Source organism: Sphingomonas arantia, from assembly GCF_042682045.1.
GTDB classification, from domain to species: Bacteria; Pseudomonadota; Alphaproteobacteria; order Sphingomonadales; family Sphingomonadaceae; genus Sphingomonas_R; species Sphingomonas_R arantia.
Genome location: NZ_JBHUGS010000002.1, coordinates 906,381 through 925,236 on the forward strand (window position 1 = coordinate 906,381; position 18,856 = coordinate 925,236).

At 70.8% G+C, this 18,856-nt stretch carries 14 protein-coding genes; 5 read left to right on the forward strand and 9 right to left on the reverse strand.

What is annotated here, in order from left to right; genetic code table 11:
- Positions 1-68: 68 nt before the first annotated feature.
- Positions 69-1,997 (reverse strand): S9 family peptidase, encoded by a 1,929-nt coding sequence (locus ACFSGX_RS09915; RefSeq protein ID WP_380929509.1) that lies wholly within the window; start codon positions 1,995-1,997, stop codon positions 69-71.
- Between the two features lie 70 nt (positions 1,998-2,067).
- Complete coding sequence (locus tag ACFSGX_RS09920; RefSeq protein WP_380929511.1) at positions 2,068-2,553, reverse strand: Fur family transcriptional regulator; 486 nt, start codon at positions 2,551-2,553, stop codon at positions 2,068-2,070.
- Between the two features lie 84 nt (positions 2,554-2,637).
- Between ACFSGX_RS09920 and ACFSGX_RS09925 the strand changes: the two genes are divergently transcribed.
- From ACFSGX_RS09925 to ACFSGX_RS09945, 5 genes are all read left to right on the forward strand, one after another.
- Positions 2,638-3,723, forward strand: coding sequence for a COX15/CtaA family protein (locus ACFSGX_RS09925; RefSeq protein WP_380929513.1), 1,086 nt, complete (start codon positions 2,638-2,640; stop codon positions 3,721-3,723).
- A 150-nt stretch (positions 3,724-3,873) separates the two neighbouring features.
- The gene (gene rplM / locus ACFSGX_RS09930) at positions 3,874-4,356 is read left to right on the forward strand and encodes a 50S ribosomal protein L13 (protein WP_380929514.1); all 483 of its coding nucleotides are present in this window, start codon (positions 3,874-3,876) and stop codon (positions 4,354-4,356) included.
- Positions 4,353-4,940: a 30S ribosomal protein S9 gene (gene rpsI, locus ACFSGX_RS09935; protein ID WP_157175622.1), complete on the forward strand. Its 588-nt coding sequence runs from the start codon at positions 4,353-4,355 to the stop codon at positions 4,938-4,940. The genes rplM and rpsI overlap by 4 nt, the downstream gene beginning before the upstream one ends.
- A gap of 386 nt (positions 4,941-5,326) precedes the next feature.
- The gene (argJ, locus tag ACFSGX_RS09940) at positions 5,327-6,550 is read left to right on the forward strand and encodes a bifunctional glutamate N-acetyltransferase/amino-acid acetyltransferase ArgJ (RefSeq protein WP_380929516.1); all 1,224 of its coding nucleotides are present in this window, start codon (positions 5,327-5,329) and stop codon (positions 6,548-6,550) included.
- Position 6,551: 1 nt separating this feature from the next.
- Entirely contained in the window at positions 6,552-7,346 is a 795-nt protein-coding gene (locus ACFSGX_RS09945) for an inositol monophosphatase family protein (RefSeq protein ID WP_380929518.1), read from the forward strand.
- Between the two features lie 53 nt (positions 7,347-7,399).
- Here ACFSGX_RS09945 and trxA read toward each other — a convergent pair whose 3' ends face one another.
- Genes trxA through ACFSGX_RS09980 form a run of 7 tightly spaced genes read right to left on the reverse strand, consistent with a single transcriptional unit; the run spans position 7,400 to position 18,778 of the window.
- Positions 7,400-7,720 carry a thioredoxin TrxA gene (gene trxA / locus ACFSGX_RS09950; RefSeq protein ID WP_157175618.1) on the reverse strand — a complete coding sequence of 107 codons (321 nt, stop codon included), beginning with the start codon at positions 7,718-7,720 and terminating at the stop codon, positions 7,400-7,402.
- 50 nt (positions 7,721-7,770) lie between these two features.
- Positions 7,771-11,214 (reverse strand): double-strand break repair helicase AddA, encoded by a 3,444-nt coding sequence (gene addA, locus ACFSGX_RS09955; protein WP_380929520.1) that lies wholly within the window; start codon positions 11,212-11,214, stop codon positions 7,771-7,773.
- Positions 11,204-14,164 carry a double-strand break repair protein AddB gene (gene addB / locus ACFSGX_RS09960; protein WP_380929521.1) on the reverse strand — a complete coding sequence of 987 codons (2,961 nt, stop codon included), beginning with the start codon at positions 14,162-14,164 and terminating at the stop codon, positions 11,204-11,206. The genes addA and addB overlap by 11 nt, the downstream gene beginning before the upstream one ends.
- A gap of 54 nt (positions 14,165-14,218) precedes the next feature.
- Positions 14,219-14,989 (reverse strand): nucleotidyltransferase family protein, encoded by a 771-nt coding sequence (locus tag ACFSGX_RS09965; protein ID WP_380929523.1) that lies wholly within the window; start codon positions 14,987-14,989, stop codon positions 14,219-14,221.
- Entirely contained in the window at positions 14,989-15,939 is a 951-nt protein-coding gene (locus ACFSGX_RS09970; RefSeq protein ID WP_380930029.1) for an aminoglycoside phosphotransferase family protein, read from the reverse strand. Before ACFSGX_RS09970 ends, ACFSGX_RS09965 begins: the two co-directional genes overlap by 1 nt.
- Positions 15,936-16,397 (reverse strand): tRNA (adenosine(37)-N6)-threonylcarbamoyltransferase complex ATPase subunit type 1 TsaE, encoded by a 462-nt coding sequence (tsaE, locus tag ACFSGX_RS09975; RefSeq protein WP_380929525.1) that lies wholly within the window; start codon positions 16,395-16,397, stop codon positions 15,936-15,938. The genes ACFSGX_RS09970 and tsaE overlap by 4 nt, the downstream gene beginning before the upstream one ends.
- A complete protein-coding gene (locus tag ACFSGX_RS09980) occupies positions 16,397-18,778 on the reverse strand; it encodes a sensor histidine kinase (protein ID WP_380929527.1) in 2,382 nt (793 codons plus the stop codon). The genes tsaE and ACFSGX_RS09980 overlap by 1 nt, the downstream gene beginning before the upstream one ends.
- Positions 18,779-18,856: the final 78 nt, after the last annotated feature.

Genomic DNA, 18,856 nt, shown 5'->3' on the forward strand with positions numbered 1-18,856 from the left:
AGCACAGCGCCCGAGCAGAGGTAGCCCCCCTCTCCCAACCCTTCCCCCCGAGGGGAGAGGGTTAAGCCTCACTCAATCCCAAACAACTTCCCCAGAAACACGGTCTCCACCGCCCGCCGCAGATCGTTGTTGCCCTTCTTCAAAAACCCGTGCCCCTCGTCCGCGAACAGCACGTAGGACACCGGCACCCCGTTCGCGCGGATCCCCGCCACCACCTGTTCGCTCTCCGACTGCGGCACGCGCGGGTCGTTCGCGCCCTGCATCACCAGCATCGGCTTGCGGATCTTGGCTACGTTGCGCAGCGGCGAGATCCGGTCGAACACCGCCTTCATCGTCGGATCGCGCTCATCGCCATATTCCGCCCGGCGGTTGTCGCGGCGATACGCCTCGGTATTGGCCATGAACGAGTTGAAGTCGCTGATCCCGTACCGCTCGACACTCCCTACCAGCCGGTCGGCATAATGCTCCGACACCGCCAGCGACATGTACCCGCCATAGGACTGGCCGTAGACCGCGACCCGCTTCGCATCCAACCCCGGCTGCGTCCCGATCCAGTCGAGCAGCGCGCCGATATCCTTCACGCTGTCCTCGCGCTTCGGCCCGTTGTCGAGGTTGAGATACTTCGTCCCGTACCCGTCCGACCCGCGGACGTTGGGCAGGATCACGGTCGCGCCCAGCACATCCGCGAAATACTGCGCACCGTAGTTCCAGTTCGGCCGCGTCTGCGCCTCCGGCCCACCATGGATGTCGATGATCACCGGCGTCCGCACCCCCGCCGCGATTCCCTTCGGCCGATAGACGAACGCCGGCACCGATACGCCGTCGAACGACTTGAACCGCACCAGTGTCGGCTCGGCCAGCGCCGCGGGGTCGAGCCCGCCTAGCTCGCTCTCGGTCCAGCGCACCAGTTGCCCCGCCGTCACGTCCCACGCCCACACGTCGCCGGCCGACGTCGCGGTCGACAGGCCGATCGCCAGCCGCCGCCCGTCCGCCGTGAACTTCAGCCCCGTCAGCACCCCGCGCGGCAACACCGGCTGCGGCAGCATCTGCCGCGTCCGCACCGGCGTCACCACGACGCGCGAGAACCCATCTTCGTTCACCGCATAGGCCAGCGTCTGCCCGTCGTCGGACAGGTCGTACTCCTCGACGTCCCACTTCGACGCCGGCGTCAGCACGCGGATCGCCCCACCCGCGACGGGCAGCTCGATCAGCCGGCGGACATCCGACTCCCGGTCGCTGATCGCAATGATCCCGCGCCCGTCCGTGGTGAAACGCGGGTCCTCGTACCGCGCCGCCGGCCCGGTCGCGACCGGCGTCACCCGCCCGCTCGCGATATCGAGCAGCGACAGCGTCGTCTCGCGGTTCGAAATGCCGCGCGTCAGCAGGATCGTCCGCCCGTCCGCGCTGATATCGGCCGGCCCGATCGCGCCGGTGCCCTTCAGCAGCACGCGCGCGCTCTTCGGATCGCCCGGGTTCGCGATCATGATCGTATAGTCGCCCGACCCCTTCGTGGCGCGCGACCACGCCATCACCCGCCCGTCCTTGCTGAACGTCGCGGACTGGTTGCGCGTCCCCGGCTCGGTCATCCGTACCGGCTGCCCGGTCGGCCCGGCGGCATAGATCTGGAACCACTCGTCCCCGCCGGTATCGCGCCCGAACACCCAGGCATTGCGCCCGGGGATCGCCTGCGCGTTCGCCACCGGCTCCGCCGCGAACGTCATCTGCGTCCGCGCCGCACCGGGCGCACGGACATGGTGCAACTGCTGCGTCTCGCCGAACCGCGTCGCGATCAGCATCGACCCGTCCGGCAACCAGTCCTCGAACAAAGCCGCCCGGCTATTCTGGTAACGCTGCACCGCATCGGCCACCGACTGCGGAATGGCCGGCACGTCGTACAACGTCGCTGTCCCGACGGTCCGCACCACGGGAGCGGGCGCTGCCACCGCGATCGCTGGCAGGCTGGCGGCAGCAAGAAAAGCAGTCAGGATCAGTCGCATGCGGGTCTCCGGTTGATGACCCGTTGGAACCGCCCCGGCCCGTCAGGTCAAGCGGGACCCACCTGCCCCCTCAGGCAGCCGTAACAGCCACCGCCGCACAGGCCGCGCACCGCCCGCGCACTTCGATCACCGGCCGCACCGGTTCGAACCCGGCATCGGTCGCCGCCTGCCGCACCGTATCGGTGATGCGGTCGTCGTCCAGATGCGTCGTCTGCCCGCACATGTCGCAGACCAGAAAGATACAGTCGTGCCGGCAATCCGGGTGCGCATTGGTGACGTAGGCGTTCGCACTCTCGATCCGGTGCGCCAGGTTCGTCCCGACGAACAGGTCGAGGATCCGGTACACACTGTTCGCCGCGACCCGCCGGCCCTCCGCCTTCGACACCGCATCGGCGATGTCATAGGCGGACGCCGGCCGTGCGAACTGGTCCAGCGCCCCGAACACGCGCGCGCGCATCGGCGTCCATTGTTCGCCCGCACGTTCCAGCGCGCGCTGTGCTGCGGTGGCAAGGGCGGCACCTTCGTGCAGGCGGTGGTTCGGACCATGGGACATCATGACATAGCTAATGCCCGCCCCGCCCCGCCACAAGGACGCTCCGTCCCATTGAACGCGCGCCGCCACAGGGCCATAGCTTGATCCATGCGTATGTCCCGCCCCAACGCCCGCGCCACCCGCCCCCGCGCCATCGCCAACTGGCTGATCGCGGTGGCCGTGCTGGTCTTCCTCATGGTCGTCGTCGGGGGGATCACCCGGTTGACCGAATCCGGCCTGTCGATGGTCACGTGGAAACCGATCTCCGGAATCATCCCGCCGCTCAACACCGCGCAGTGGATGGCCGAATTCGACGCCTACCGCGCCACGCCCGAATATCTGAAGGTCAACCGCGGCATGACGCTGGCCGCGTTCCAGGGCATCTTCTTCTGGGAATATCTCCACCGCGTGCTCGGCCGCGTCATCGGCCTCGCCTTCGCGCTGCCGCTTCTCTGGTTCTGGTTCCGCCGCGCGATCCCGGTCGGCTACGGCCCGCGCCTCGCCGCCCTGCTCTCGCTCGGCGCGTTGCAGGGTGCGATCGGCTGGTGGATGGTCGCCTCCGGCCTCGTCGACCGGCCGGACGTCAGCCACCTGCGGCTCGCGACGCATCTGTCCACGGCACTCTTCATCTTCTCCGGCTTGATCTGGACCGCGCGCGACCTCCGCCTCATGGCGCGCGACGCCGGCGTGCCCCCCGCGCGCCTCCACCGCGGTGCGCTGATCGCGCTTGCGATCGTCGCGCTCCAGATCATCATCGGCGCGCTCGTCGCCGGGCTCGACGCGGGCTATGCCTTCTCGAGCTGGCCGATGATGGGCGACAGCTGGTTCCCGGCCGGCGGCTGGCGCGACACGATGGGCGTCGCCGCGAACCTGATCGACAACCCGATCGTGGTGCAGTTCGTCCACCGCTGGTTCGCCTGGGTCGCCGCCGCGGCCGCCGTCTGGCTCGCCATGCGCGCCTCCCGAACCGGCGCGATGTGGGCACTGCCACTCACCGGCGGCCTTGTCGCGGCGCAGATCGCGCTGGGCATCGGCGCGCTACTGTCTGGCGTGGCGATCCCGATCGCCGCGGCTCACCAGGCCGTCGGCGCCCTCCTGCTTGCCGCACTCGTCGCCTGCGCGCACCGCGTCGGCTCGTCGCCGGTCCGTGCCGCCAGCCGCTCGCCGCGGTCCAGCCCGGTCCTCGCCCACTGAACAGAACAGGCGTCGTAAACCGCAAGGTATCCTGATACCCGTCAGGAAACCCGCGGTTTGCTTGACTCTTTCGGGCCTTTCCGCGATTGACCGGCCGTTCGCGCCGCCCTGTGAAGGGCGGCGTCCTCGTTTCCGTTGAAAGGCACGCCCATGAAGGCGCTGATGAAGACGACGAAGTCGGCCACGCCGTACACCGTCGAAAAGAAATGGCATCTGATCGATGCCGATGGCCTGGTCGTCGGGCGCGTCGCCTCGATCATCGCCAACGTCCTGCGCGGCAAGCACAAGGCGTCCTACACCCCGCACATCGATTGCGGTGACAATGTCATCGTCATCAATGCGGACAAGGTGCGCTTCACCGGCCGCAAGGCTGCGCAGAAGATCTACTACCGCCACACCGGCTACGCCGGCGGCATCAAGGGCGTGACCGCAGCCAAGGTCCTCGAAGGACGCTTCCCGGAACGCGTCCTGGAAAAGGCCGTGGAACGCATGATTCCGCGCGGCCCGCTCGGCCGCCAGCAGATGCGCAACCTGCGCCTCTTCAAGGGCACCGAGCATGACCATGAAGCACAGCATCCGCAGGTGATGGACATCGCCGCGATGAACCCGAAGAACAAGGTGGGTGCACGATGACCGACGACCGCCAGAATGACGCCCAGAGCGATGGTCGCCAGTCGCTCGCAGACCTCGCCGCGCTGACCGGCGCGACGCCCGCCCCGGCCGCCAAGGCCGATGTCGTTCACTACAACGACGAAGGCGAGCAGACGAACGAAGCCCCGGCCCAGCCGGAAACGCCGTTCACGCCGCTGCGTGAGCAGATCATCGACGCGCAGGGCCGCGCCTACGCCACTGGTCGACGCAAGGATGCGGTCGCCCGCGTTTGGGTCAAGCCCGGCACCGGCAAGATCACCGTCAACGGCCGCGACCAGGAAGTGTATTTCGCACGTCCGACGCTGCGTCTGGTGATCAACCAGGTGTTCGACATCGCCGATCGCGGCGGCCAGTACGACGTCGTCTGCACCGTCAAGGGCGGTGGCCTCTCCGGCCAGGCCGGCGCGGTCAAGCACGGCATCAGCCAGGCGCTGACTCGCTACGAACCGGTCCTCCGCGCCGCCGTCAAGGCTGCCGGCTTCCTGACCCGCGATCCGCGCGCCGTGGAACGCAAGAAGTACGGCAAGGCAAAGGCCCGCCGCAGCTTCCAGTTCTCGAAGCGCTAGATCCAACCCCGACCCCGGTCGGCCAACGAAAGGCCCCGCAGCAATGCGGGGCCTTTTTTGTTGGTCCCGCCGCTGTGCACTACCCCAACAGTTCCCCGGCGAAGGCCGGGGCCTAGACACTACCGCCTCACCAGCCGCACACCCGCCCCCGTAAGGAACCGTCCATGCTGAGTAGAGACCGAGTAGCGCCGCTTGGCGCGTATCGAGGGCTCGTATCGAAGCACCGGCCCCACGAGATCCTTCGATACGAGTCTTCGACTTCGCTCAGCCCTACTCAGGACAAACGGGGTGCGAGTTCAGAACCAGCGCCACAAAGCCCCAAATCATTCCCCCACCCGTCACAACCCGCTAAGGCTCCCCCCGCGCCCGTCGCCGCAGGAGTCCCGATGACCGACCTCTCCCCGCTCGCCTTGCCCTTCCCCGATCTGCCGCCGGTCGCCGGCGTCCGGCTCGGCATTGCCCGCGCCGGGTACAAGGCCTGGGACCGCGCCGACCTGACCTATGCCGCGTTCGACGAGGGCACCGTTGTCGCCGGCGTCACGACGCAGAGCCTGTGCCCCTCGCCCGAAGTCGAATGGTGCCGCGCCGCACTCGTCTTGGGCCATGCCCGCGCGCTGGTCGTGAACGCCGGCAACAGCAACGCCTTCACCGGCCACCGCGGGCGCGCCGCGGTCGAGGCGATCGCCGCGCGCGTCGCCGGCACCACCGGCTGCCGCCCGTCCGACGTGTTCGTCGCCTCCACCGGCGTCATCGGCGTCCCCCTGCCGATCGACCGTGCGGAGGCCGGCATCGACGCGGTCCTCGCCGCCCCGCCGGCCAGCTGGGCCGATGCCGCGGCCACCATCATGACGACCGACACCTTCCCCAAGGGCGCGGTCACCCACGCGATCGTCGACGGCCGCCGCGTCACGCTGGTCGGCATCGTCAAAGGCTCCGGCATGATCGCGCCCGACATGGCGACGATGCTCGGCTTCGCCTTCACCGATTGCGCGATCACCGCGCCGCTCCTCCAGACGATGCTGGCCGAGGCCAACGCGACCACCTTCTCCTGCATCACGGTCGACGGCGACACCTCGACCTCCGACACCGTCCTCGCCTTCGCCACGGGCCACGCCGGTAACACCCCGCTGGACTCGGACGAGGCACCGGGTGCCGACGCCTTCCGCGCCGCACTTACCGATCTCTGCCGCATGCTCGCGCAGGCCGTGGTCCGCGACGGCGAGGGCGCGTCGAAGTTCGTGACCATCGCGGTCACCGGCGCAAAGTCCAACGCCAGCGCGCGCCGCATCGGCCTGTCGATCGGCAACTCCCCGCTCGTCAAGACCGCCATCGCCGGCGAGGACGCGAACTGGGGCCGCGTCGTCATGGCGGTCGGCAAGGCGGGCGAACCGGCCGAACGCGACCTCCTCTCGATCCGGTTCGGCGACACGCAGGTCGCGACCGCCGGCATGGCGGTCGAGCGCTATGACGAAGCCCCCGTCGCCGCGCACCTGACCGGTCGCGAGATCGAGATCGGCGTCGACATCGGCCTGGGCGACGGCGCCGCCACCGTCTGGACCTGCGATCTGACCCACGGCTACATCGCCATCAACGCCGATTATCGGAGCTGACATGCACGGACTGCACACCGAAGTCTCCGGCCTCATGCGGCGCGTCGCGACCGAAATCATGATGCCGCGGTTCCGCAACCTCGCCGCGCACGAGGTCAACGACAAGACCCCCGGCGACCCCGTGACGATCGTCGATCAGGAAAGCGAGGCGCTGCTCACCGACGCACTCGCCCGCCTGCTGCCCGGCGCGCGCGTGGTGGGGGAGGAAGCCGCCTCGCTCGATCCCACCGTCCTCGACGGCATCGGCAGCGGCACGGTCTGGATCATCGACCCCCTCGACGGCACGAAGAATTTCTCGGAGGGCATCCACCCGTTCGCGATCATGATCGCGCTGACGGTGGACGGCGAGCGCGAGGCCGGCTGGATCCTCGACCCGACCACCGACCGCATGTGCCACGCCGCCCGCGGCCTCGGCTCCTTCGTCAACGACGAACGCGTCCGGACCCAGCCGACCACCGGCCCGCTCCCCGTCGCCGCGCTCGCACTCCACTATCTCGACGACGAACGCCGCCAGGACCTCATCGAACGCTCGCGGGACGCGCTCAACCTCGTCGCCATCCCACGCTGCGCCGGCGAACAATATCCGCGGCTGGTGCTGGGCCAGAACGACATCGCGCTGTTCGAGCGCACCTGGCCCTGGGATCACGCCCCCGGCGGCCTGTTCCTTGAAGAAGCCGGCGGCCGCATCGCCCGCCCGGACGGTACCCCCTACCGCATCGGCACCCCCGGCGTCGGTGCCATCGCGGCGGCGACGCCCGAACTCTGGGACCGCGCCGCCGCCGTCATGTTCGGCTGACACAAAAAAAGCGGGGGAGAAGCAACCGCTCCTCCCCCGCCTTGGCACTCAGTTCAGAGCGCGCCTTCCAGCCAGCTTTTCAACTGGCTCTTCGGCGCCGCTCCGACCTTCGTCGCGGCCGCCTCGCCGCCCTTGAACAGGATCATCGTCGGGATGCCGCGGACGCCGTAGCGTGCCGGCGCATCCGGGTTCTCGTCGATGTTGATCTTCGCGATCGTCACCTTCTGACCCAGCTCCTCGGACAGTTCCTCGAGCGACGGCCCAATCTGCTTGCACGGGCCACACCATTCCGCCCAGAAATCGACGAGCACGGGGCCGTCCGCCGCGATCACGTCGGCGTGGAAACTGGTGTCGGTGATCTTCTTCGTGGCCATGGTCATGCTCCTGATTGTTGACGCCGATGTAGGACGCGCCGCCTGATGGCTCAACCGACCGGCTGCTGCTTTTGCTCCGGCGCCACGAAGGCCTGCTTGTGCGCCGCGAGCAGTTCGGGGCTCAGTTCGAACAGCGTAGGCCCACCGGTATAGAGCAACGCCGCCGACACCGGCCGCCCCGGAAACACCACGCCGACTGCCGCGACATAGGCCGCCATCTGTTCGATATGATGCGGCGGCACCGCGTCGATCCCGCCCGGCACGCGCCGCGCCGTCTTGAAATCGACGATCCGCACGCCGTCCGGCCGCACCAGCAACCGGTCGACCGTCCCGGCCACGACCACGCCGTCGACCACCGCCGCGATCGGTGCCTCGGCCAGCGCGTCCGGCCCGAAGATTTCGGCAAAGCGCGGATCGTCGACGATCCGGCACGCACTGGTCAGCAACGCCTTGCGCTCCACCGGATCAGCGACCCCGCCCGACTGCGCGAGCCAGCGATCCCCCGCCGCCATCCGCGTCCCCGGCGCGACCGCCGGCAACCGTTCGAACAACGCGTGCAGCAACCGGCCACGCTCCGCCGCCGCGCGCATCGCTGCGACCGGGGGCGGATCGGACACCGCATCCAGCCCGATCGACGACGGCGCCAGCGGCCGCGGCGGACGCGCCTCCTCCGGTGCCGCCCGCCGCAGCCACTCCGGCTCGGCCAGCACCGGCGGCGAGGGGCGCACCCGCGGCGCGGCGCCCTTGCGCGCTACGGCCGGCTCGGTCCCGCGATGATGATGCGCCTCGCCCCAGATCGCGTCGACCACCGGCGTCGCGCCCAGCCCGGCCATCGCCTGGCCGATCGCGGCGTACCAGCTCCGCTCCGGCGGCACACCCTTCGCCCGCACGCCCAGCGCCCCGCCGATTACCAGCCGCTCCTCGGCGCGCGTCATCGCGACGTACAGCAACCGCCAATGCTCCTCGCGCTCGCGCTGCGCCTCGCTCGCCATGTCGTCGGCGAGCGAGCCCGCAAGCTCCGCCTTGCGCGGCCGGAACACCGGCACCGGCCCCGCCTCGCCCAGCGCCCATTTGATCGAGCGACGCGGCGCCAGTTCCGGGTCCGTCGTCGCATCGGCCAGGATCACCATCGGCGCCTGCAAGCCCTTGGACCCATGCACTGTCATCACCCGCACCGCATCCGACGGCGCCGACGGATCGCGCGTGATCGTCACCTCGCCGCGGTCGAACCAGTCGAGGAACCCCTGCAACGTCGGCGTCGCCTCGTCCTCGAACGCCAGCGCGGCACCCAGCAATTCCTGGATCGGGTCGCGCGCTTCCTCGCCCAGCCGCCCGACCAGCCGCCGCTGGCCGTCCAGCGGACCGGTCAGGATATGATCGAGGAACCGGAACGGCGTCTCGTAATCCGCCCGCGCCAGCAGGTCGGACAGCCCGGCCTGCGTCGCCGCGTCGCCCGTCTCGCGCACCGCCTGGCGCAGGCTCCCCAGCCGCCCGAACCCGACATCGTACAGCGCCTGCTGGCTCCACCCGAACAACGGCGACACGAGCAGCGACGCCAGCGTCAGATCATCCTCCGGCTGCACCGCAAACCGCGCGGCGGCGAGCAGGTCGCGCACCGCCAGCGGCGCATCGAGCCGCAACCGGTCGACACCCGCCACCGCCACGCCCTCGGCATGCAGCCGCGCGACGATCAGCGACGCGAGCGTGCCGCGCTTGCGCACGAGGATCAGGATATCCTCCGGCCGCAACGCCCGCCCGCGCGATTCGAGCATCAGCCCCTCGTCGAGCCACTCGCGGATCTGCCGCGCCAGCCGCGTCGCGAACGCCCGCGTCGCATCGTCGACCCAGCCCTCCTCACCCGCATCGTCGGCCGGGTCACCCTCGTCCGCGCTGTGCGGGCGGAGCAGCGTGACCGTCCCCGGCCCGCCCTTGAAACTCGCATGCCGCTCGGTGACGTGATCCGGCCCCAGCCCCAGCGTGTCCGCGCCCAGGTCGCCGATCAGCCGGTCGACCAGTTCCAGCACCGGCGGCGTCGAGCGGAACGACTGGTCTAGCGACAGCGCCAGGATCTTGCGTTCCACCGCCACCGCATGCCGCTCGAAATGCAGCCGAGCCGCCGCGAACGCCTGCGGATTGGTGCCCTGGAACCCGAAGATCGCCTGCTTGAAATCGCCGACCGTGAAGATCGTCCGCCGCACGTTCGGCCGCGCGCCCTCGCCCGCGAAATACTCGCCCGCCAGCATCGCGACGATCGTCCACTGGTCCGTATTGGTGTCTTGCGCCTCGTCCACCAGGATATGGTCGGTCTGCCGGTCGAGCTTGTAGCGCACCCAGTCGCCCATCCCGTCGGTCGTCAGCAGCTTCACCGTCGTGCGGATCAGGTCGTCGAAATCGACCAGCCCCGCGCGCCGCTTCGCCGCCGCATAAAGCAGCGCATAGGTCTGCCCCGCGCGCAGCCCCGCCCCGACCAGCGCCGCCAGCGCCGCCCCCGCCCGCAAACGCAGCAGGCCGCCGCACCACGCATGCAGCAGCATCGCGGTCTCGGCATAGCCCGGCGTCTGCGGCGCCTGCCCCTTGGCGAACGACCGCGGCTCCCCGTCCGCCTTCGCCCATACCTGATGCAGGTCCGCCAGCCCCGCGGCGCGTGCGGGCAGGTCGCCCGCCAGCCACGCCGCGATCCGGTCCGCCCGCGCCAGCGCGGTCTTGGTGCCCCAGTTGCCGTTCGCCTCCGATATCTCGAACAGCGCATCCAGGTCGAACTGGTCATCCGCACACGCCGCGGCGATCGCCTCCTCGACATCGCCGACCGGCACGTCCAGCGCCGCCCGCAACCGCGCCTCGATCCCGGACCGCGCGCCCAGCTCCGCCAGCGCATCCGGCGCGCGGGTGCACTCCATCAGATACGCCTCCGCCGCCCCCTCGCCCAGCCGCCTCGACAGCGTCTGCACGTCGCGGATCAGCCCCAGGTCGCCCTCGCGCTCCGCCGCGACCAGCATCTCGGCCAGCACGCGCCGCGCCAGCGCGCCCTCCTCGCGCCCCTCGATCGGCCGGAACCCCGGCGTCAGCCCCGCCTCCGCCGGAAACCCCGCAAGCAATGTCTGGCAGAAGGCATGGATCGTCTGGATGCGCAGCCCGCCGCCCGCCGCCTCCAGCACGCGCGCGAACAACGTCCGCGCCCCCGCCACCGCCTCGTCGCCATGCGGCTCGCCCAGCGCGAACAGCTCCTTGCGCAGCTTCGCATCGTCCAGCCGCACCCACGCCGCCAGCCGCCCGTGGATCCGGTCCGCCATCTCCGCCGCGCCCGCCTTGGTAAAGGTCAGGCACAGGATCGCCGCCGGATCGACGCCCGACAGCAGCAGCCGCAACACGCGCGCGGTCAGGACGTGGGTCTTGCCGGTGCCCGCCGACGCAGACAGCCAGACCAGCTCGGCCGGGTCCGACGCGCGCAACTGGTCGCCCTTGAGCGGGATCAGCGGCGTGAATCTATGCGCCATCGCTACGCCCATACCATTCGTCCAGCCGCATCAGCTGGTCGTAATCGCCGTACGGCGCATATTCCGGGTGCAGCTTCGCGGTGAACGGCGCATCGCCGAGCAGCCAGCGATCGACCGCCTCGCCCAGCACGCTCGCCGCCAGCCGCGTGAACTCCGCCGGGTCGATCCCGCGGCCCTGTTTGTCGATCCCCACCGGGCTCGACGCGTGGCCCAGCCGGTCGCCGTCCGCCGCCAGCGACCAATATTCGAACGCCGCCGGATCGCCCTTCAGGTCGGGAAAACCGTCCTGCTCCGCGATCAACCCGAGGAGCCCCAACTGCATCGCATAGCCCGCCTCCACCTGCCGCTTCGACGGCGCCTTGCCGGTCTTGTAGTCGACGATCGCCAGCCGCCCGTCGGGCATCCGGTCGATCCGGTCGACCGTCCCGAACAGCTCGATCCCCGCGACCTCCGCCTTGCCGCGCACCTCCGCGATCAACGGCACACGACCCTCCGCTTCCCCTTCCGCGATCCGTTCAGCGACCCAGTCGATCGCCTCCAGCAGCCGCGGCGTCCACAGCGCGCGTAGCACCGGGTGCGCCGACGTCTCCGCCAGCATCCGCGCCGCCCGCGGGCGCAGCGCCGCCGGATCGCAGCGATCCTCGCGCATCCACGCCTCGAACACCGCATGCACCGCGGTACCGCGCCACGCCGCCGACGGATCGGCATCGACCATGTCCCACGCGTCCAGCTTCAGCATCGCACCGGCGTAGAAGGCGTACGGATCGGCCTTCAACCGGTCGAGCCGCGTCACCGCGATCCGCCGCGGCCGGTCTGCGATCGGCGGCGACGGGGCCGGCCGCGCGGCATAGGCCGGCGGCCCGGCAACATGGTCGATCGCCTGGGTCTGCGCCATCAACCGCGGATCGCGCGTGATGCCGCCGGTCATCGCCTCCATCCGCAGCCAGAACCGCGACGCGATCGCCGGCGCGCGCGCATCGCGCCTGGCGCGCGTCACCAGCACCCGCCGCGCCCCCAGCCCCGACGCGAAGTCATGCGCCGCCAACCCGATCCGCCGCTCCAGCCCGGGCAGGCCCAGCACCTGCCGGATCCGCGGCGCCAGCCAGGGGTCGGGCGCCGGAGCCGCCGGCCACGTCCCCTCGTTCAACCCGCCCAGCACGATCAGGTCGGCATGCTGCAACCGCGCCTCGATCAGCCCCCAGACGAACAGCCGCGGATGCCCGCCCTGCGGCGGCCGCACCGCCACCGCCTCCATCAACCCGCGCAACAGGATCGGCAGCGCGGTGACGTCCGCCAGCAGCGGCCCGTCCGCCGCCGCATCCTCAAGCCCGGCGATCAGGTCCGCCGCCGCGCGCCCGGCCGGCCCCGACCAGATCCCGTCACCACTCAGGGCGGACGCCGCCACACGCAGCGCGGTCACCAGCGGGCCAAGCTCCGCCCCGCCGGCAAACGCCGCCTCCACCGGGCGCAGCATGTCGACATGCTTCGCCCACCACTCGCCCGCCGGCGTCCGCACCCGCGCATCGCGCCCCTCGCCGCCGGCCAGATAGTCGCCCAGCCCATCCAGCCCCGCCGCCGGCCGCGGTCCGCGCAACGCCCGGTCCAGCCGCCGCACCCCGTCCAGCCACGCCAGCCGATCGTCGTCCGGTTGCACCAGCGGGTGTTTCAGCAACGCCAGCAACGGCACCGGCGCGAACGACTCCGCCGCCGCCTCCGCCAGCGCGAGCAGCAGCGCGCCCGGCGGCGTCGCGGACAGTGGCCGCCCCGCGCTGTCGTCCGCCGCGATGTTCCAGCGCCGCAACTGCGACACCACGCGCCGCGCCAGCGCCCGGTCCGGCGTCACCAGCGCGGCTGTCTTGCCCGGCTGCTCCAGCATCCCGCGCATCGCGATCGCGATCCCGCGCGCCTCGTCCGCGGGCGACGCGAACTCCGCCGCGCGGATGCCCGACAGCCGGCGCGCACGCGGCGGCAGCGTCTGCCATTTGCCCGTGAACCGTGCCGGCGCCATCGCATTGCCGATCGCCCGGCTGCGCACCGCGGGCGCATCGCCCTCGCCACCGCCATAACGCCAGCGCGCCACTTCGCCGCGCGCCACGCCCATTCGGTCGAGCAGCAGCTTCAGATGATATTGCGGATGCGTCTCGATCGACGGCACCGGGGGGCGACCCTCTTCCGTAGCCTCATGCGGCCCCAGCGCCTCCCACTCCGCCGTCGGCATCGCCAGGTCGACACCCGGCAGCACGACCATTCCCTGCTCCATCCGCGACACGCGGCGCAGCAGCGCGGCCAGCGCAGGCGTCGATCCGGTGATCCCCGCCGCAACGACCAGCCCGGCCGGCGGCGTCGCCTTCCACAGGTCGGCCAGCGTACGCAGCATCCGGTTGTGGCGGTCCGACGCATCGATCGCACCCGCCGCCGCCAGCGCGCGCGGCCAGCGGTCCAGGATCGTCTCCAGCACCGTCAGCGACGCCTGCCAATGCTCCGACAGTTCAGGCGCCACGCTGTCCGCCAGCCGCACAGGCGCGATCTCCTCGGCGATCAGCTGGTCCAGCGTCCGCGCCAGGTCCGCCGCCAGCCGCATCGCCTCCGCCGCATCGACCGGGTCCGCCGCATCGCGCCGCACCTGCTGCACCAGCCGCGCCAGGATCAGCTGCCGCCGCAGCGGATCGATCGCCGGCGGATGCGCGCGGTCCTCGCCGATCGGGTCGAGCATCGCGCCCGCCTCGCTCCCGTCGATATCGCCGATCGCGACCAGCCGGGGCAGCATCAGCCCCGCCTCCGCACGCCGCACGAACGCGTCCGTCATGGTCCGCACCGCGCGGTTGTTGGGCAGCAGCACGAGCCCGCGTGCCAGCACCAGCTGATCGCCCCCCGCCCGCGCGATCAACCCGGCGACAAGCGCATCCGCGAACGCGCGGTGCAACGGGATGGTGAAGACATTGGGCGACACGCCGCGGAACCTAACGGGAACGAAGCAAAAGGAAAGCCCGGACTCGAACGAGAATCACGCGGCGTTCAGCAGCAATGCCTCGGTCTGCCGGATCGCCGCCGGATCGCCCACGTCGAACCACAGCCCCTGATGCACGATCCCGAAAGCCCGCCCCGCCGCCAGCGCGCGGTCCCACAGGATATTGGTCGAATAGGACCCTTCCGGTGCCCCATCGAGCAACCGTCGCGACACCATCTGCACGCCGGTATAGACGAACGGCGCCACCCGCCCTGCCTTCCGACGCCGGATCCGCCCGTCGGCCGCCATATGGAAATCGCCGATCCCGCGGTGGCAGTTCGCACGCGCCAGCGGCACCATCAGCAGCAGCGCATCCATCGTCGCATCGTCCCACCGCTGGCTCAGCAGGCGGATCGCGTCGATCGGCCCGTCGACCCAGTAATTGTCGCTGTTCACCACCAGGAACCGGTCGTCCTCGATCAGCGGCAGCGCCTTCACCAGCCCGCCGCCGGTCTCCAGCAATTGCGCCCGCTCGTCCGAAACGATAACCTCCAGGTCGCTCGCCTTGCGCGCCAGATGCGCCTCGATCGAATCGGCAAGGTAATGGACGTTCACCACCACCCGCCCGATCCCCGCGGACCGCAGCCGGTCCAGCACATGGTCGATCAGCGGCTGCCCCGCCACCTCCACCAGCGGCTTCGGCCGGGTCGCGGTCAACGGGCGCATCCGCTTGCCCAGCCCCGCGGCCATCACCATCGCGGTCCGCACCGGCAACCCGCCGGCCTTCAGCGACAACGGCGTCCGCCCGTCCGGCAACCGCGGCGCCATCACGCCGCCTCCGGCCAGTAACCCGCCCGCATCGCGGCGGGCACGTTCGCATCGAACCACGCCCGCACCTCGGCCAGCGCGGGGTGCAGCAGGTCGCGTTCCAGATACCGCCAGACGCGCGGCTGATACGCCAGATAACGGTCCTTCCCGTCGCGCTTCCACAGCCGCGTGAAGATCCCCAGGATCTTGGCATTCCGCTGCGCGCCGAGAATGGCGTAGGCGGTCTCGTCGATCGGCCCGTAATGCGACAGCATCGCCGCCTCCAGTTCCCGTGAAACCGCGCGCCGCGCATCCTGCAACAGCGACACGACGTCATAGGCAGGATGCCCGGCGAGCGCATCCTGAAAATCGAGCAGCCCGAGCGCCCCGTCGTCCAGCAGCATGATATTCTCGGCATGATAGTCGCGCAGCACGGTCACGACCGGCTCCCGGTCGAGCCGCGCCAGCACCGCGCTCCAAGCCGCGCGATACCCCTCATGATCCACCGCGATCCCCACCGCCGGCGCATACCATTCGGGGAACAGCCCGGCCTCGCGGTGATACACCGCATCGTCATAGGCCGGCAGCGCGGCGGCGGCGGGGTGAGCGTGCAGCGCGCGGATCAGGTCGATCGCTGCCTGGTACGTCTCGGTCTCGCGCTCTGGCTTGGCCGACAACGCCTCCGCCATCCGCAGGTCGCCGAAATCCTCGAGCAGCACCAGCCCCGCGGACAGATCGTGCGACAGGATACGCGGCGCGCGGAACCCGATGTCGGTCAGGTGCGATGCCACCGTCAGGAACGGCCGGCTGTCCTCATGCTCCGGCGGCGCATCCATCAGCACCGCATCCTGCGTGCCGCGCCGCACGCGGAAATAGCGCCGGAAACTCGCGTCGCCGGCCAGCGGCAGGATCGCCGCGCCGTCCCAGCCGCACCCGGTCAGGAACGCCGGCGCATGCGGCGGGGGAATCATGTCGATCGTGGTGGCCATCTCTGCTCCCAAGACGGCGGCCGTTCCGCTGTCAAGCGGCGCGCGCCGTCCGGTGTCGCGACCAGGAACAATCGGAGCGCGTCCGCCCACGCCTCCGCCCCCATCCGCTCCGGCCATTCGACCAGCAACACGCCGTCTTTACGATAGTCGTCCAGCCCCAGTTCGGCCGCATCCTCCGGCGCATCGATCCGGTACAGGTCGACATGCGCGACCGGCAACCGCACGTCGGGCGGGGCATAAGGCTGCACGATCGCAAAGGTTGGGCTCGGCGCCTCGCCCTCCAACCCCAGCCCCGCGAGCAGCCCGCGCGACAGCGTCGTCTTGCCCGCCCCCAGGTCGCCGAACAGCGCGATCACATCGCCCGCCCGCACGACATCAGCCAACGCGCGCCCGACCGCCTCGGTCGCCGCCGCATCCGCCAGGATCACCCCATCCGCCATCACAACGGGTCCGCCGGCAACCGCACGATCACGGTGGTGCCTTCGCCCGGCTCGCTCGCCAGCACGATCGTGCCGCCATGCGCCTCGACCAGCCGGCGGGTCAGCGGCAGGCCCGGCCCCGGCGTATCGCGCCCGTTGCGTGGCGCGGTCGATCCCGTCCCGCTGCGAAACCGGTCGAACAGCCCCGCCTGCCGCTCGCGCGCGATTCCCGGCCCGTTGTCAGATATGACGATCTCGACCATGTCGCCCGCCCGCGTCGCGCGAAACAGCACGCGCCCCTGCTCGCCGTCGCCCGCGCCCCCGGCCGGCGTGAACCGCACCGCATTGTGCAGCAGATGGTCGATCACCTGCCGCAAGCGCCGCGGATCGCCCGTCATCGTGCCGAGCGGTGGGACGATCTCCACCGCCAGGTCCAGCCCCACCGCCTTTGCCGCCGCGCTTGCCTGCGCGCCCCCGTCGGCGACCAGCGCACCCAGATCGACCGTCTCCGCCGCCAGCGGCAGGCTACCGGCCTCACTCTGCGTCAGGTCGAGGATATTCTCGATCAGCGCGGACAGTCGCGCGACCGACGACAGGATCGCCGCGACATAATCCTTCGCCGTATCGCCCAGCGCCCCGGCATAGCCGCCCCCCAGCATCTCCGCGAAGCCGGAGATCGAGGTCAGCGGCACGCGCAGTTCGTAACTCATATTGGCCACGAACGCGGTCTTGAGCAGATCGGCCTGCTCCAGCGCCTCCGCCCGCTCGCGCAACGCCGCCTCGATCCCGCGGCTCGCGGTGATGTCCAGCATCGTGAACAGCGCGTTGCCATCGGGCAACGGCACCGCCGCGAACTCGAAATGGCGTCCGTCGGTGAACTCCACGCGACCCGATCGCTGCTGCCGCTCGATCGTCGCGATCCGCACCAGTTCGCGGATCAGTCCCGCGCGGCTCGGATTCGCCAGCCGCCGCGCCACCGATTCGACCAGCGCATCGACCCGCGGGCTCTGCGCCAGCTCCGCATCCGCCAGCCCCCAGACATCCTTGAACCGGTTATTCCACAGATGCAGCCGGCCATCCGCGGCGAACACGCCGACCGCCTCGAACAGATTGTCGAACGTCGCGGTCCGCACGCGCAGCAACGTATCGCGCGCGCTCGCCAACTGGAGCTGCTCGGTCCGATCTTCGAAGATCAGCAGCAGGCCACCGTCCGGCAACGGCTGCGCCAGCAGGCGGTAATGCGACCCACCCGGCAGCAGCCAATTCTCCTCGACCGCATCCGGAGCAGTGAACCAGCCGCGCCGCTCCATCCGCCAGCGCGGGAAATCACGGCTTTCGGGCGCGCGCTGCGCCTCGCGCATCCGGTCGAGCACGCGGTCGAACTCCGGCCGGTCGGCCAGCCATTCGGGCTGCAACGCGAACATCCGCAGGAACGGATGGTTGTAGAACACCAGACTCCGGTCCGCCGCGAACTGCGCCACGCCCGCCGACAACCGGTCGAGCAGATCGCGCTGCGTCCGGGCGAAACGATTGAGGTCGGCGCGCGCCTCCTCCAGCTCCTCGACATCGACGGCATAGCCCGCGACCCCGCCCGGCCCGAGCGGCACGTCGGTGATCCGCACCATCCGCCGCGCACCGGCGATCGTCGCGGGCACCGTCCGGCGCAGCACGCGGTCCTGCGCCCGCGCCTCGGCGGCCGCCGCCAGCGGCCCACGCCCCGCCTGCCCCTCGACCAGTTCCAGCCCGCGCGTCACCACGTCCGCGCCGTCCCGTCCCTCGACCGCCGCGACATAGGCTCCGTTGACCAGCGCCAGCCGCAGGTCCGGCCCGCGGTGCCACATCGGGAACGGCGCCGCCTCGATCAGCGAGGAGATCGCCGCCACCGCCTGCCCCAGCCGCTCCGTCTCCGCGCCCAATTGCTCGATCTCGCGGCGACTGTCGGTATCGTCGAACACCCAGAGCAGGATCTCGCCCGCGCGCCCCGTACCCGCCGGCCGCCCGCGCACCACCAGCACGCGCTTGCCGCCTCGCGGGTGCAAGGTCCGCTGGAACGGGCGCGCGCTGCGTTGCGCGGTCCGCACGTCGTCCGCCAGCGCCACCGCCTCGTCCAGCGGCAGCCCTTCGTCCGCCCCGCCCAGGTCGACCAGGTACAGCGGCAGCTTGCGCAGGCCCAGCCAGTCGCCCAGCCGCGCCGGCGCGTCCAGCCGCCCGTCCGCCGCAACCCGCAGCGGGATCGCCGGCGCATCACGCAACAACAGCGCCAACCGCTCCGCCTCCGCCGTCGCCCCGCGCGCCGCCGCCGCCCGGCGCAATCCGTACAGCGTGGCGACCACCGCGGCGACCAGCCACGCGGCCAGGATCGCGGCGATCCCCGCGACGGCCGCGGGGCCCAGGGTCACCATGACGATCTGCCGCGCATCGCTTTCATGCCGTCGCTTGTAGAGGTGGGCGCGGCGCTACGCCAAGCCGCAAAAAAGCCC

What these genes read in the sequence shown, in the direction of transcription:
- ACFSGX_RS09915 (WP_380929509.1), bottom strand. Translation starts at nt 1,997, where the DNA reads ATGCGACTGATCCTGACTGCTTTTCTTGCTGCCGCCAGCCTGCCAGCG.
- ACFSGX_RS09920 (WP_380929511.1), bottom strand. Translation starts at nt 2,553, where the DNA reads ATGATGTCCCATGGTCCGAACCACCGCCTGCACGAAGGTGCCGCCCTT.
- ACFSGX_RS09925 (WP_380929513.1), top strand. Translation starts at nt 2,638, where the DNA reads ATGCGTATGTCCCGCCCCAACGCCCGCGCCACCCGCCCCCGCGCCATC.
- rplM (WP_380929514.1), top strand. Translation starts at nt 3,874, where the DNA reads ATGAAGGCGCTGATGAAGACGACGAAGTCGGCCACGCCGTACACCGTC.
- rpsI (WP_157175622.1), top strand. Translation starts at nt 4,353, where the DNA reads ATGACCGACGACCGCCAGAATGACGCCCAGAGCGATGGTCGCCAGTCG.
- argJ (WP_380929516.1), top strand. Translation starts at nt 5,327, where the DNA reads ATGACCGACCTCTCCCCGCTCGCCTTGCCCTTCCCCGATCTGCCGCCG.
- ACFSGX_RS09945 (WP_380929518.1), top strand. Translation starts at nt 6,552, where the DNA reads ATGCACGGACTGCACACCGAAGTCTCCGGCCTCATGCGGCGCGTCGCG.
- trxA (WP_157175618.1), bottom strand. Translation starts at nt 7,720, where the DNA reads ATGGCCACGAAGAAGATCACCGACACCAGTTTCCACGCCGACGTGATC.
- addA (WP_380929520.1), bottom strand. Translation starts at nt 11,214, where the DNA reads ATGGCGCATAGATTCACGCCGCTGATCCCGCTCAAGGGCGACCAGTTG.
- ACFSGX_RS09965 (WP_380929523.1), bottom strand. Translation starts at nt 14,989, where the DNA reads ATGGCGCCGCGGTTGCCGGACGGGCGGACGCCGTTGTCGCTGAAGGCC.
- ACFSGX_RS09970 (WP_380930029.1), bottom strand. Translation starts at nt 15,939, where the DNA reads ATGATTCCCCCGCCGCATGCGCCGGCGTTCCTGACCGGGTGCGGCTGG.
- tsaE (WP_380929525.1), bottom strand. Translation starts at nt 16,397, where the DNA reads ATGGCGGATGGGGTGATCCTGGCGGATGCGGCGGCGACCGAGGCGGTC.
- ACFSGX_RS09980 (WP_380929527.1), bottom strand. Translation starts at nt 18,778, where the DNA reads ATGGTGACCCTGGGCCCCGCGGCCGTCGCGGGGATCGCCGCGATCCTG.